We start from the raw sequence: 16,179 nt of genomic DNA, 5'->3' as shown, positions 1-16,179 counted from the left end.
TCTATTCTAACTTTATTCCCATTTAGGCAAGTCAAATGGTATCGATATACCTGACATTTCCTTGGCTTTCATCTTCTCTCTCTGATGAACCGCCATTGATAAGTACATCAGAGCAGCTCTAGCCATTTTAATCAGACGAATCGTCTTTTGAGACAGCTCTTCATGGGAGATATGATATGCAAGCTGATCAGAAAAGAATGAACCCCACTTTTCATCTGTATATCCCCACATATTGTCATGGACTTTTAAGTATTTGTGCTCAAGATGATTTCGAATCGTACGTAACTTGTCAGCTTCCGGTTCCATTGTCTTACCAAGTACTAATTCATTGCTGTTATCTTGCTCGATGAAGTCTTTACTAATCCAATACAAACCTCGTAGACTTAAATTTGGATATTTCATGAACTCAGAACGTAATTGCTTTACACCTTTATGGGTATCAACCCAAACTGATTGAAAGTTTATTTTTTTGGCTTCTGGAATTTTGAGCCCCCAGTAGTCATTAACAAAGTAGGCAATCTTGTCGAATAACGAGTATGTCGAACGAAATGCGATTTTTATCTGTTCTATTGCTAAACCATACGCTGTTGAATCTAATGTGTTTAAAAGGTAAACGTCATTATCCGAAAAATGCTTATTGTACTTTTCTGACTCCGTAATACCTTCCCATAGTAAATATCGTGCAGAAACATACTCTTGTTTTAGTTGATTATAAAAACCAAACAGATAAGGCGGCTCATCAATATTCGTTATCATACTGGGCAGGTGCATGACATCCTGTGCAGCAATAGAAAACGTTCCAATCTCATTTAAAGGGTTGATATAAAGACTATTATCCAATGTCCATTGCCGATAGTTCTGTTCAACTTTACTTTTCCCTAATGAAAAGCCATCAAGTGAAATGTTATCTAAAGCACTAAAATCTACGTGCTCTGCAATTTGCGAGGCTCGACCTAGCATCTGTTTTTTTATTATTTCAAATTCATTATCTTCCCAGAGTATCCTTTGGTTAGAAATGCCAGTTAATACATCATAAGCCTCTTTAAAAATAACCACCGCATGGCCTTGGTCATAAAGCATCTTGGCATAAGTCTCATAGCCCAAACCTAAATTAACCATAGCCATGCCAAAATTGGGTAAGATATTTAATGCCCTTTGCCAATACTCGATCGCCTCAATCAGTCTACCTATATGACTCAAGATATTGCCCGTATTGACCAAAATCTGGCATTGGCGTACTTCACTTAAGTCTCCGAAGTCATCTGAACGAATAGCACTTCGCAACCAGTAAACTTCCTGTAGTAATTCATCTTGATCCCAGAGCCAAATAGTAGACTCATCTTTATGTTTTACGTGTCGGATAACTGACCATGCATTGGCTCTAAAATAGTAAAGCTCGACTTTCAACGTTCCCTGCACGCGTTTGGCTAATTCGTCACATAGTTTTAGCGCGAGTTTGGCTTGCTCTGAATTGCTTGTATCTGAGGCGTGATCAATGAATTCGGCGAGAACTAACATCGCTTGTTGATCCTCCAACCGTCCTAAATCGGTCATGGGCGATTCATAAGTCATTTCGGTTTTTAGTCGTCTCTTTCAACTTAGGGAAGCATCTATGATGTCCATGATCAATACCTGATAATTAATTCTATTTTTAAAAAGAGAACAACTACCGGTATCAGCTTAAACAAGCATTTAAAGAGTAGCCGTTAATATCTAATGAGCCGATTCTTCAACTTTATCAATAAATTCTGCACTGTTTGCCAATTCACGCATCAAAACCACTCTCCAATAATTCACACCATAGATGCCCGCTTCGTTAGCTGAATAGTTATTTAAAAAACTTGCAACATCAGGTCCGCCCGAAGCTAGATGGGATCTGCATACATCAAATATGGATGATATTTCACTGTTAACTTCTTTGTTATATCTATCGATTAGTAAGAGTTTTGTGTAATGAGATCTCACAAGCTCCCACTCATCTGCTGATAAGTCCTGCGGGACGTTCTCTGAAATATAAAACTTTGCTCCTATACCTAAAGCGTCTGGTCTTTGATGAAGCTGTACATGTAGGTATTGATTAGATGAGACTTCGTCGCTATAAAAATGAAGAAATAATCTACGGCCACCTTCGAGCCAACGCATACCCTTGGATGAGTTACAGTTCGAACAACATGGAACCAAATTCAGTGGATGAACGGAAAATTCTGGAAAGATCTCTGCAGGTAAGTAATGATCATGAGTATTAGGTAATGTAACTCCACAATATGGACAGAAACTTAATGTCCTTTCACTGGATTGAACAGACTTGATTTTTTCAAAAATTGCTTTTGTTTTCTTTGATTTGTTCTTATAGCAATCTAATAAATATTGGCTATTTTCCTGCATTTCTTCATTAATAGTGATGCTTTGAATAGTTTTATTGGAAACATTATTTTTTAAGACTGTGTAACGCAAACCGACGTTAACTGAAATCTCTTGGAGCGCTGTTTTAGACTCACCCGTATGTTTACTGTTAACAATATTTTCATGCCAAGAAAAATAATGAGGAGGCTCAATTACACTATTCAGTTTCTTCATTTTCCGAATCCATGTATTGAGCTAACAAGTAAGACTGGGCATTCATGCTGAGCTTGTCATTGAACAATTTCATAACTTCTTTAAAGCTATTATTCTTGGATAGCTTTTCAAGCACTTCCCGATAATAAGAAGGCGTTTCAATCGTCTCAAAGACATGCCTGGTAAGTTCAGAGACAGTTTCTCCAAAAGATTCAACAGACAGAGTTTTGACTGTTGTGTAACGTCCTTCTCTCTCAAAAACTCTTACCCTCTCACTAGGTACTTCCTGAATTACTAAGGGGGAATGAGTAGCAACGACAGCATAAGAGCGATAATCTTTTAACATTGAGTTAAAGACATGAAAAAGTGATGATACGGCATTAGGGTGTAGATGAGTTTCTGGCTCATCAAATAATACAAGAGAGTCTCTGTCCATCCACGCAACAAGTGAAGTGATAAAATTTGCCAAAATGGCCTGACCTGAACTAAGTATTGTTAGTAAGTCCTCAGATATATCACTTCTTTCAATCTCAATTTCCAGTTTTAAATGGTCGGCAAGTTCCTGACTTCGATCTCCAAGTATTTCTTGCATATAATAAAGCCAATCATCCTCTCGGCTAAGCTCACGTATTCTTTGAAGATTGCGTTTGTATGTTTCTAATAAATGTCGTTTAGACAAATTCCCTTTTTCGTCTCTGATGCCACAATATACATAACTAACATGCTCAGACTTTGGTCTTTCAAATTGGTCAAAAGCACTATATGAGACTGTTATTATCCTGGTGAATATTGGTCTTTGCGGACTAAACTTTGTATCTCTCTTTTCGAGAGCCATCTTGGATTTTCTACCAATTTGAACCAGATCACTAGCTAATAAAGATAAGTATTGTGTCTTGCCAGTAGCATTCCTACCTATAATCGCTATTAATCGCCCGGGTAGCTGAGCTTTACTGTCGAAATTAAATTCGCACTCTGTTGCCTCCTCAGCTCCAGGGATAATAGCGCTGTACGTAAATTCATAGTTTTCATTTATGGATTCTTGCCTTATAACTTGCTGACCGAACCGTCTAGCACGTTGTGCCACATTAAATCTTAGTAATGCATTACGAAAAGATGACTTACCTTCAAACTTCTCTGCTAAGGGCGGTTGCCATGCGATATCTCTCAGAGACTCGAGGACATTTATTGTCAGGTCTTGACCACATAACTCAACTAACAACTCATAGAACTTTAGTTCTTGGCCAAGAGATATGAAACTCTCATCAAGTTGCTCAAATTCAGCAGAAAGTTTTGTGTTTTCAAGATCAATGTGAAGTATCTTGATGTCCCCAATCTTATGAGCTGTTGTTTTTTCATCATAGAGATAAAGTTGGAATAGACATGTTGTACTGAAATCATCCCAATTATCTTTATTAAGAACAAAACATGGGAATTTTTTTGGTTTGAATTTTTCAAAATCTTTCGGTTTTTGCTCAGTAGTATAGAAAAGCAACGGCTTCATCTTGATTCCCTTCATTTATTCACACCCTTTTTTTAGACTAACTTATATAACCAAATATTTTAGATAGAATCACCTATGTAAGTGAGCTTTGGACTGCCCCCAGTATTGTTGACAAAATCCAGCCTCAAAAAAAGCCTTATTGAGGGCTTCTGGCGCAGTCTTGTTTTTAATAAAGTCCCAATCCATATTGCTTATAACCTCATTGAAACTGAATGATCGTTGATAAAATTTATTCATAGTCAGCATCTGGAGAACCCCATTCTTGTCCAACTGGCCTCCCTGGAGCTTTCGCTGTTTGCACCAAGCAATAGCCATGTCATCGAGCACAGACACAGGAATTTCCACTTTCAAATGCCCCATAGCACTTGAATTATTCTTTTCTGAATAACTTACAGAAAATTTAGCTGGATTTTCAATACATAATGTTGCCGTGTTTAAATTGTCATCATTAGATGACACCTCTTGAAACAAAGTCGTTTCATATTGAGTCTCCGAGCGATATATCCATTTTTTTGTACTCATGAATCCCCCCCTTCCATAAAATATGTAGATGCTGAACTCAGTTAATTCAACGTTTATTAAGGGAACAGCTCGCAAACTAAAAATAGAGCATAGCAAATGATTTGATTTTCTTGTAGGAATCATCATTAGGCATGAGTGACCTGCTCCCCACTTTCTAATCCATAAAGAACTTAGTAATGTTCATTACTGACCCTGACCCAATATTAGGCCAGCAAGGTATTAGTAACGCCAACAAAGATGGTTTTGTAGAATACCAAGGCTAGGTGGCATTGGTCCACGGTACTATTCGTTATACCTTTGAAGGTGACACTAATGAAGCTGGTGCAGTAGTAAGTCTTATAGAAGCTTAATATTTATGTGAGTTTTACCTAATCTCTATTTACATCATTCCAGAAAGAAATAACGCAGGATATAGATGCTGAGCTAAGTGTAGACAGAGATTTTATAACATGTTCAACATTTTTGGAGATATTAAAATCAATGTGTTTTCAATGAGAATATTTAATACTTTTCACTTTCAGTGAAAACGTTTTATTCTCATTTTCAGTCTCTAGTTGTCATGATAAATGGCTTAAAGTTGTACTACAAATGAGAGTCGATTGAGGGGGCCCTCACATTATTGAGGGCCCTATAAATTTTACGGTTAGTTTTGTGCCCAACTATTTGCAAGCACTGGCTGTAAATTATCTTTAACATCTTGAGGGATCACATTTCCACTACCCATTGGAACATCATATGCTGCCATTGCAGATACGAGCTGGTCTATTTGATTGTTCATTAAAACCATTGAACCAGATTCAAATTGATCCAACTGATGTGCAGCATCGTCATACCAATCTGTAACGGTAATTTGATCGTCAGTACCTTCAATATTGATCTGCAAATCATCACCACTTCGGCTGAACCAAAGCTCTTCATAAGATATGTCAGTATCAAAAGCTATGACATCATTAAATGTAGAAGTTGAATTCGTATCGTTTTGTATAATTTGGTCTTGACCGTCATTTAATCCAAACTCAATCCGATCATTTCCTTCTCCACCATCAAGTACATCATTCCCTGCACCTCCAGACAGAACATCATCACCAGCCAAACCTGAGATATACTCATTCGCAGCAGTTCCAGTGATAGTGTCATTACCGGTTGTTCCAGCAATCACATGAGTCAACGCGTCCTCAATAACGACATTCTCCGTTGGTGCAGAGAGGCCAAAAGCACCGTAAAGCTGACTTGCCGTGAGTTGCGATCCATTTTCGAATTGCAGGCTGTCTATCGTGTTAGCAACAGAAAAGAAATTGGTTACGGTAACCTGATTACCAGTGCTACCAATATTCAGGATAAGATTATCGCCTGATTTCATCAGTCCACTAGCTACATCTGAGAAACCAATACCATCAATAAAGCTGATTGTGTTGACACCAGCCGTATCAATAATCGTATCTTTACCGCTATTAGAGCCGATAACATAAGTATCATCATCTGCTCCACCGATAAGTTGATCATCCCCCGTCCCGCCATTTAAGGTGTCATTGCCTCTTCCACCCAAAAGAACATCATTATCTGATGTGCCGGTCAACGAATTATCTTGTCCGTCCCCCAAAGTTAACTCACCAGCAACGGCTGTCGTTGTTGGTGCAGCTAATCCAAAAGCAGAAAAGACCTGACTCGCGGTGAGTTCACTGCCCCCATCAAAAATCATTTTTTCGATAGTGCTTGATACAGAGAAGAATTGTTGAATTCGAACACTGCCATTTCCGTTAGCAATATTTAAAATCAGATCATCGCCAGATTTCATTAGGCCACTGGCTACGTCATTAAAAGTCAGCCCGCCTGAGAAGTGAATGATGTTATTGCCATCTATATCAATAATGACATCTTGACCATCGCCAGGATTGATTAGATAAGTGTCATTTCCTGAGCCACCAATTAAGTAATCATTCCCTTGAGCACCTTCAATAGCGTCATTCCCATCACCTGATGCAATTACTTCATTTAACGCAGAACCCGTCAAAGTATCGTCACCTGAAAAATCGAGATTGATTTCACCACTACCCGGATTGCTTGGTTCTTCCGGCTCTTCTGGGTCTTCTCCACCTCCATCTGTAGGTAGATCACTTAATTGATTATAAATATCAGATGGTGTCTGAGTATAACCGCCGTTAGGTTGGACCATAATCTCGTAATTGCCGCCAAGGAAATGATTAATCACTTTAACTTGTTGATTCAGATCGCCATCAACTAGTACGATTAAATCATCACCTAATTGGTGATAACTTAGTCTTTCAGGCGATACATTATTGAAAAACAATATATCTTGGCCGTTTCCTGAATCACTGATGATGTCTTGTCCATGGCCTGAATAGTAGTAGTAATGGTCATTACCATTACCACCATCCATAGTGTCATTTCCATCTTCACCGAAAAGGATGTCATTACCCTCCCCTCCAATTAGCTCATCATCACCAGAGCCGGAACCTGAGCCGTTACCGCCTGCGAGCCAATCATCACCTGCTCCGCCTTCTAGCCGGTCATTTCCTGCAAAGCCATATATATCATCATCCCCATCTAGACCTTGAATAAGATCACCACCGTTAGCTCCCAGGAGCTGTTCTCCAGATGAAGTACCGATAATAACGTTCTCAAAGTACGTAGGATCTGAATCGACAGTCACTGTAAAGATGTCACTAACACTCTCACCAGAAGAGTCTGTAGCCGTAATTATAATTGCATATGCTCCCACTTCTGCATGTGAAGGGGTCCCGTAGAAAGTTTGTGTTTCAGCATCAAAGGTTAACCAGGAAGGCAAAGTAGAGCCATCAGATAACATGGCAGAATAAATTAAGCTGTCATCAATATCAGGGTCGGTGAAAGTATTTCCAGGTACAGTGAAATTAAAATTAGCCCCTTCGGTTGTGACTTGATCACTAATTTCTGTGGAGACAATAGGGGCAGAATTAGCATTATTGATTGTCAGCGTGAACGCCTGATTTACATTTTCACCCGAATTATCAACAGCAGTAACTTTAATATTAATGGAGCCAACTTCACTGTTTGTAGGGGTCCCTGAAAAAGTTAGACTATGCGAATCAAAACTTAACCAACTAGGCAAAGAGCTTCCATCAGTTAAAGTTGCTTGATATATCAACGTATCACCCACATCTTCGTCAATAAAGGTATTAATTGGTAATGTGTAGTTAAATGCATTGTTAACTGTAATTGATTTATCTATTAGTACTATATTAACAATTGGAGAATCGTTGGTATTAATCACTGTAAGTGCAAAAGTATCACTTATACTCAGTCCATCTAAATCCGTTGCAGTGACTGTAATTTCATAATTACCCACATCATCATTAGAAGGTGTACCTGAAAATGTGTGAGTTAATACATTAAAAGTAAGCCAGCTTGGCAGTTCACTCCCATCAGCAAGTTTAACGTTATAGGTGAGCTGATCATTTTCATCAACATCGAGGAACGTATTCTCAGGCAAGGTAAAACTAAATTCGCTATCCTCATCGGTTGAAATATCAGAGATAGCTGATTGGACTATAGGGGCATCATTAGTATTATTAACTGTTAGTGTAAAAGTATCCTGTGCGTATAACCCACTTTGATCCGTTCCAGTAACAGTAATATCATAACTACCCACATCTCCATTAGTTGGTGTCCCACTAAATGCTAAAGTTAATGGGTCAAAGTTTAGCCAGCTAGGTAATGAATCCCCATTACTAGTTTTTGCAGTGATTGTAAGAGTATCACTGCTGGTGTCATAAAAAGTATTCGCTGGTAGCGTAAAACTAAATGCATTATCTTCATCGATTATTTGATCAGATAAATCTTGATATATCGCAGGTTTAAAGGTTAATTCATTAAAATCACTTAAATTAGTCAATACATCCTGATAAAACCACTCCGATGAATCAAAAAATCTTATTTTCTCTAATACGTTGGCACCCTGTCCAAATTGTTCAGAAAAATAGCTACCTACTCTCACACTATCTGAAGCATTTTGACCAATTAGAATTAATAGATCATTACCAGCCTTATATAGACTTAAATCCGAAGATACAATAGATTCGCCAAATTGTAGAACATCATTACCAGACCAAGCATGGTTCATTATTTGGTCATGACCATCACCTAATTCAAAATGATAAATATCATCACCTTCTCCCCCAACTAAATAATCATTACCTTTCTCACCATTAATCACGTCATGACCGTTTTCTCCGTATATCCAATCATCCCCATCCCCACCGACTAAATAATCATCACCATCTTGCCCCGCAATATAATCATTGCCTGTGGTACCTATTATTGAATTGTCTAGGTGGTCTCCAAATAGATTGTTTTGGATAAGAGCTTGGTGAAGGACGGCATTATTAATCGTTGAAATATCCCATTCTGTACCGTCTGCGAATTTGATTGAATCAAGTGTAAATTGACTGGAAGACTCTTGTTCAAAGTGATCGGATATTAAGATCGAGTCTCCAGAAGATTTGATAGTAATAAGCAGATCACGAATGGTATTTGTGGCTGTTCCACCTTTTCGCTCAATTAAAATGTCACTTGCTCTAATGCCAGGACCAAAATGTATGATACTTTTGGCACTGCTGGATGCAGCGACTACGTCATGTCCATCCCCTGAATTGAAATGAAGAACATTTAATCCTTTGCTAAGGTAAATGTTGTCATTTCCTTGTCCACCAGTGATTTGCTTTACGTCATTATCAACAGTTGAAGAATAAGATCGCATATCCAAGTTAATAAAGTCGTTTCCATCTCCGCCATAGATATCATCATTTCCACTACGACTAAAGATTATGTCATCACCATTGCCACCTCTTAATACGTCATCACTATCACTGCCTTGAATAACATCATCCCCTCCACCTCCATTAATCGTTAAATTAATTCCGTCAGAGAACAGATAATCATCCCCCTCAGTTGCAATTGTCGCCAAGGATCTCAAATAATCACGATCCCATATGGTTCCATCATCAAATTCTATCTGGTCTAGTACTTTATTGGATTTAACATATGGAATATAAAAAAATCCTGATATTTCAATCGAGTCATCAGAATTTACAAATTTCAAAAAAATGTCATCACCGACTATATCTACCTCAATCTCATCAGGAGTAATACCATCGACTAATTTTAATGTGTCAATTCCATATTGAGTTTGGCCAGTCATGCTAATGACATCTCTACCTTCGTTTCGTCCGATAATATATATATTATCTCCTTCGTCTCCTTGAAGATAATCATCACCTAAACCGCCTATAAGAGTGTCATTACCCAATTCACCAAAAAGTAAATCATCACCATTTCCACCTTCTAAGAGATCATCTCCTTCCTCGCCATTTAATTGATCATCTCCATCCCCTCCCAATAAATGATCATTCCCTTGTAAGCCTCGAATGTGGTCGTAGTTTGCTGTCCCAATAATTACATCATCATTTTGGCTACCAGTCTGATAGATATGGTCGATTTGTGTAACGGATAAGTTATTAACGGTATTAAGGTCCCAAACAGTATTGTCAGAGAAAATGATATTAAAGGTAATGTTATTACTAAAATAACCAGCGATATCTATTTGTGATCCAGTGCTTGAGAATCTAATTAGAAGAGTATCGTTTAATCTGAAGAGTGAAATATCTGATGGAGTTATATTTTCATCAAAAATGAGTTGGTTGGAACCTTCAACATCATAGATATAATCTGAACCATCGCCTAATGAATAGTAGTAACTATCATTGCCGCGCCCACCTCGAAGTATATCATTACCTAAACCACCATAAAGATGATCATCTCCGACATCTCCAACTAGGTTATCGTAACCACTTCCTCCGTGAAGGATATCGCCCCCATCTTCGGCATAGTTGGTGCCATGACCGTAAATATAATCATCGCCGTCACCTCCCATGATCGTATCACTGCCACCTTTTCCCCTAATTATGTCATCATCGGCACCACCATTTATTACTTCATCATTATCACTACCCCAAATCCAATTATCCTTATGGGTGGTTTCATATACGACTTGTTTTATGTCTTCATAAGTCCAGATAGTGCCATCTGAAAATTCGAGGTCTAATTGTGAACTAAGATTTAAAACATTTTCGAATAATATTGAATCGGTCGTACCTTTGATGCTAACGATTAAATCTGAATTAACATCAGAAAGCTCAATATCGAGGGGAGAAAGACCATCTTTAAATACAACTTTTATTTGGGTACCATAGCTAGAAAGGACCGTGTCTTCTCCATCACCTAGACCAAATAAAATAGTATTTAGACCCGCTGACAAACGGATAGTATCTTGGCCTGTGCCACCGTAGTAAGTATCGTTGCCAAGACCACCATAAAGATAATCGTTACCTTCACCCCCAGATAAATAATAATTTTCTGATGCTGAATCTGCTCTTAAGCTATCATCGCCCCAACCGCCATATAAATGATTGTCTGTAGCGTAAGTGTTTAGAAGAATATCTTTCCCAATGGAATGACGATCCACTAAACCGGCAATAATTTCACGTGTCCATACAGTACCGTTAGCAAACTCGATAGCATCTAAGTTTGTGTTATTACCGGAAGAATAATTACTGTTAAGCAGTATTTTTCCTCCAGTAGCCCACAAATTTAAGGTTAACATGCCATTCGAATTTGATGAGATAGAAATATCTTCGGGAGAAATTCCATCACCAAGTCTAAGTACGTCATATCCACCTGCAATGTCCTCAGAGTTAGAAATTGAAATTTGGGAATCATTCAGGGAATATAAATAGACATCATTTCCATTGCCACCAATTAAAATGTTATAGCCTGCACCACCATCCAGAGTGTCATTTCCATCATAGCCATAGAGAACATCATCCCCCTCATATCCGTTTATGGTGTCATCGTTAAAACTTCCATATATGGTGTCATCGTCTTCCGTACCGTTTTCAGCTAAAGGTAATATCAGATTCTCAACATCAATTGAGGTATTGTCACCAAAAGTTAGAGTTTTAATAGTCGGCCTTGAGAATCCTCCTGCCAACTTTATTGAATCACCTGTAGCGAATCCATCATCGTCTACTAATGTTAAGATGAGGTTGGTGTTTTGCTTGGAGATAACTACATTGGACAGAGTAATATTTTCTCCAAATATAATCTGGTTAACACCCTGATAATCAATGATTTCATCATTGCCATCTCCAATATTGAAAATGTATGTATCGTCACCACCTTCTCCGCTTAACCAGTCATCTCCACCATTTCCCTCGAAAACGTTATCTAAATCATTTCCGATTATTTGATCGTCAAATTTACTTCCACTTGCTCCCGTTGACTCATTATTTATAGTTGTGTTTAAAGGAACATTGAGTGTTTTCGTAATGAAAGAATTAGAGTCAAGAATGGTCCCGTCACTGAAGTGAAAGGATGAAATCACATTCTCTACGCCATACTTAATAAGAAGTATAATTGTAGTGCCATTTCTGACCTGAAGGTATTCACTACCACTCATGAGTACAATATTAGAACTGAGATTGTCTAAAGAAATACCTGAATTAAATTTAACTATGTCTGATCCGTCTGCATCTTGAATGGCATCGTAACCATCTCCAACAACGAAGGTGTCCACTCCTTCTCCCCCGAATAAAGAGTCGTTTCCACTCCCCCCTTCTAATCTATCATTACCGCCTCCACCGCTAAGTAAATCGTTCCCAGCTTCACCGAACAGTTGATCTTCACCGTCATCGCCATACAAATAGTCTTTATCGTCTCCACCTCGAAGAGTGTCCTCCCCATTACCACCTTCAAGGGTATCCTCACCAGCACCACCATTTAGTAAATCATTCCCTGCCCCACCAGAGAGAAGATCACTACCCGCTCCACCAACTAATTCATCAACACCAGAAGCACCAAAGAGATAATCATCACCAGCTCCACCGTCAAGGTAATTGTTTCCTCCATTCGGAGCATTTTCATCATCTTCATCCCCCCAGAGATAATCATTACCATCGCCGCCAAAAAGTCGGTCATCTCCTTTGCTGCCAACTATTTGATCATCACCTTCAGCACCATGAAGTGTGTCATTACCATCCATACCAAATATAATGTCATTACCTGCTCCTCCATCAATAACATCATCGCCAAAGTCACTTAATTGGGTAGCATTATCACCGTTGATGACATCATCACCTTCACCTCCAAAAATGGTGTCACTTCCTTCATCTCCAGAGATAACATCATTTCCTGATCCACCATCAATATAGTCATCTCCAAATTGACCTGAGATCCAGTCGTTACCGGCACCACCAAACAAATAGTCAGCACTACCTTCAAGAGTTACATGGTTAATATTCTGATAAGTGGATAAATAATTTGAACCATTTTCCGTACGAACCACATGCCAGTCTAAACCTGCACCTATGAGGTGCGTATCGCCCTCAATGTTGTCATCCCCTGCGGAGCCGATGATAATATCTTCGCCAGTCCCACCAAATAAGATATCGTTCCCATTACTACCGATTAACGTATCGTCATCAGCTTCACCTGATAGTAAGCTTCCTTTAGTGTTGCTGGGCAATTCAGCATCCAATGCCAATGAAACATCTTCTATATCATTTGCATAAAGAACGTCTTCTCCAGAGCCACCATATAAAATATCTGAACCATCATTACCTTGTATGACATCATTACCAGCACCTCCATGTAAAATATCTATTCCTGCTCCACCTTGAATATTATCGTCACCGCCTTTAGCGTCAACGACATCATTACCATCCCCAGCTTCGAACGAGTCATTGCCCCCCGATCCATTGAGCGTGTCGTCTCTTACTTCGGGTTTGGAAAAGTCTTGAATTTCATTTCCAAATGCATCCACTTGATATTGAATTCCAGGCTCTTGGTCGTCATAGTCATACCATTCATAATCGCCTACAAAAGTGTGTTCACTGGCAGGTATTGGAGGAAGAGCATCTGCTTCGCTGAAATTAATACTTAATTTAGTAATGGAGGTGTCACTGCCAAAATTCTCGACTAGGATTTTCTGACCTGTAGATAAGGTGATATAAAGATTGTTGTTTGCTAGAAAATAGATGTTGTCATCGTCATCTTTATAGACGTTAGCTTGTCCCACGACGGATTTGATTCCGACGCCTAAAGCGACATTGTTGAATTTTATTTGGCCATTGAGATCACTGTCACGGATAACAGTGTCCCCATCTTCATCGGTAATGTAATAAATATCATTACCTTCACCACCATCAAGAATGTCATTTTTTACGATACCGCTCTGGCCACCATAAAGTTGATCGTCTCCATCACCACCAAAAATTTCATCGCCACCGCCGCCACCGTATAGAACATCATGATCATCACCACCGATTAGAATATCGTTATACCCCGGCCCAGTACTGTTTTCATCATCCCCAAAAATAACGTCATTACCATCGCCACCTATAAGACGATCTTCTCCTTCTCCACCGATTATAGTGTCATTGCCAAGGTTACCTTCGATATAGTCATCGCCGCCATAACCATTAATTGTGTCATTTCCTCCTCTTCCATAGAGATGGTCGTTCCCGTTTTTAACTTCACTACCATCTATCGGTTCCCCATTGTTTGATCCAAAGGTATACCAGTCAGCAGTACCACTACTACCACTGATATTGCTAATAATTTCCAATGTGAAATCTTCATATACAGCACCATTGCCTTGTGAATGAGTACCTTCATTCAAATTAGTGCGGTTACGAACCATGAGGAAACCAGCTCGATCTTGTAAATACTGTTCGGAAAAGTTCTCAGCATTTAGCTGACCGTTTTGATTATGTGGTACATACAAGCTCCCATTCCCTATAATCGCAAAAGAGGTAAGATTTTCTAATGCATATCGATAGGCTAATCCATCCACAGTATCTAATTTGGCTGATTCAGCTAAACTGGCAAGAGTAACTAATTGAAGGTTTTGATATTCGGGCTTGAGTACGAGGCTCTGAGCTTCTGGATCAACATAAATGCTCTCAGAAATTTCTTTGAATCGTTGATAATAGGTTTCCCTATCGCTGAGAGTACTTTTCTGACCAATATTTAGAAGAACTCCAAGCGCATCGAGAAGAGCATCCAAATCCCAATCACTATTAACTGAACCAGTTGGTATGAGATCCGCTATAATTTCTTCATCTAATTCGGGTGAAAGAGTTTCGAACAAACTATACAAAGCAAGAGCATCAGTGAGCCGTTTGATTTGGTGGTTTTCCCAAATTAGTCCCTCGACGCCTTCAATGACAAACGGTATTTGAGCCCCCCAACTTGTTCCCCAATCCGCGGTACCATTTATTCCAAAATCTGCCACCACATTTGATACACGACTTAGATTGATACTAGCATCCAAATTATCAGTAAGAATTGCTAATTCAGCAGACAATCCTCCGACACCAGGAGAGTTATATAGATAGGCATGATTAATTTCTTCTGGATAATCTACCAAAAGCCCCCCCGCGAGAAAGCCTCCAAGGGAATGACCGCTAACTGTGAAACCTGGCTCAAGCGTGCCATCCCCAAGCCAACCATCAACGAGTGCTTTGAGTTCCTGATATTGACTAGTCTGGTCTGGGGTTACACCTTCAAAAATACCAAGATCAGTAATAAAATCGTATGGGTTATCGGTTCCCCGAACAGACAATGCCTTTTCACCACTTTTATTCTCGAAAACCGTAACCGATAATCCTGACCATGTGTTTGGTTGATGAGCGACAATTGTCCATTCATCCACAAACTCTTTCGCTTGGGTTGCCGAAAATCCGTTATCTCTAAGTGCAGCTATATAGTTTTCTTCATTATCAACATTACTAAAGTCTGCATAAGAAGCTTCAGCTAATAAAGCTTGCTCAAATAACATCCGTGTTGCCATTAGTTATACTCCTTTTGATATAAAAATTTAAACAAAGTCATTTGTCTATTAAACTGGTACTTTTGGGGTCTAGTCCTTTTTTTATTTCCTGACTCACATGTGTTTACTTTCAACCACCACTTGTAATCTCTGAGCGAGTCATCTGCCACGAGTGGGTTCCCGACTCCGGTATTAAAATCAACATATCTCGCCAGTACTTCTCCTGTTTTACTATCTATCAGTCGTTCATCACGTTCATGAATTTTCAATGGGTGAATAGATGATTCAAATTCCCAAGTAAATCGCTGGTTGAGGGGTACTTGCGTTAAGTTGCCTTTCTTTATCCAAGGCCCTCTGTCGATTGGTGTCAAGGTCTCGGCCACACCAGGATTTTCCTGCTTCCACTGCTCCAGAGATTTGTAAACGGTGAAGCCACCCTCTGTAGCACAGTAATATTGATGCATGGCATGTGTCGGAATAAAATCCCAAAGAATCAATGAGTACATAAAGATGCCGGCCCCCCAGCCTGCAAGCACATGATTACCACCCACTTCTTTGGAATAATTGACTGCACTTCGGACTATTTTCACAGAAAGCCAGATGTAGAAAACCAGAAATAAAATCAGAACCGGTAATACAAGACCTATCATGTTCGGATACCTAAATTGAGAAACAGGTCATTCTTATCATTAATGAATAACAGCCGACCATACTT

6 protein-coding genes are annotated in these 16,179 nt (G+C 39.1%); all 6 read right to left on the bottom strand.

The window, feature by feature from the left end; genetic code table 11:
* Positions 1-12: 12 nt before the first annotated feature.
* Positions 13-1,554, bottom strand: coding sequence for an LA2681 family HEPN domain-containing protein (locus tag Q7A_RS09000; RefSeq protein WP_202971526.1), 1,542 nt, complete (start codon positions 1,552-1,554; stop codon positions 13-15).
* 159 nt (positions 1,555-1,713) lie between these two features.
* A complete protein-coding gene (locus Q7A_RS08995; protein WP_014707039.1) occupies positions 1,714-2,577 on the bottom strand; it encodes an HNH endonuclease in 864 nt (287 codons plus the stop codon).
* A complete protein-coding gene (locus Q7A_RS08990; protein ID WP_151903917.1) occupies positions 2,561-4,057 on the bottom strand; it encodes an AAA family ATPase in 1,497 nt (498 codons plus the stop codon). The genes Q7A_RS08995 and Q7A_RS08990 overlap by 17 nt, the downstream gene beginning before the upstream one ends.
* 69 nt (positions 4,058-4,126) lie before the next feature.
* Entirely contained in the window at positions 4,127-4,579 is a 453-nt protein-coding gene (locus Q7A_RS15560; protein WP_238595895.1) for a hypothetical protein, read from the bottom strand.
* A gap of 643 nt (positions 4,580-5,222) precedes the next feature.
* The gene (locus tag Q7A_RS15350) at positions 5,223-15,485 is read right to left on the bottom strand and encodes a putative Ig domain-containing protein (RefSeq protein ID WP_014707036.1); all 10,263 of its coding nucleotides are present in this window, start codon (positions 15,483-15,485) and stop codon (positions 5,223-5,225) included.
* Positions 15,485-16,114, bottom strand: a complete 630-nt coding sequence (locus Q7A_RS08975) for a hypothetical protein (RefSeq protein WP_014707035.1) — start codon at positions 16,112-16,114, stop codon at positions 15,485-15,487. The genes Q7A_RS15350 and Q7A_RS08975 overlap by 1 nt, the downstream gene beginning before the upstream one ends.
* Positions 16,115-16,179: the final 65 nt, after the last annotated feature.

The sequence above is a fragment of the Methylophaga nitratireducenticrescens genome (assembly GCF_000260985.4).
Taxonomy (GTDB): Bacteria; Pseudomonadota; Gammaproteobacteria; order Nitrosococcales; family Methylophagaceae; genus Methylophaga; species Methylophaga nitratireducenticrescens.
This window is presented reverse-complemented; position numbering and strand designations above follow the sequence as displayed.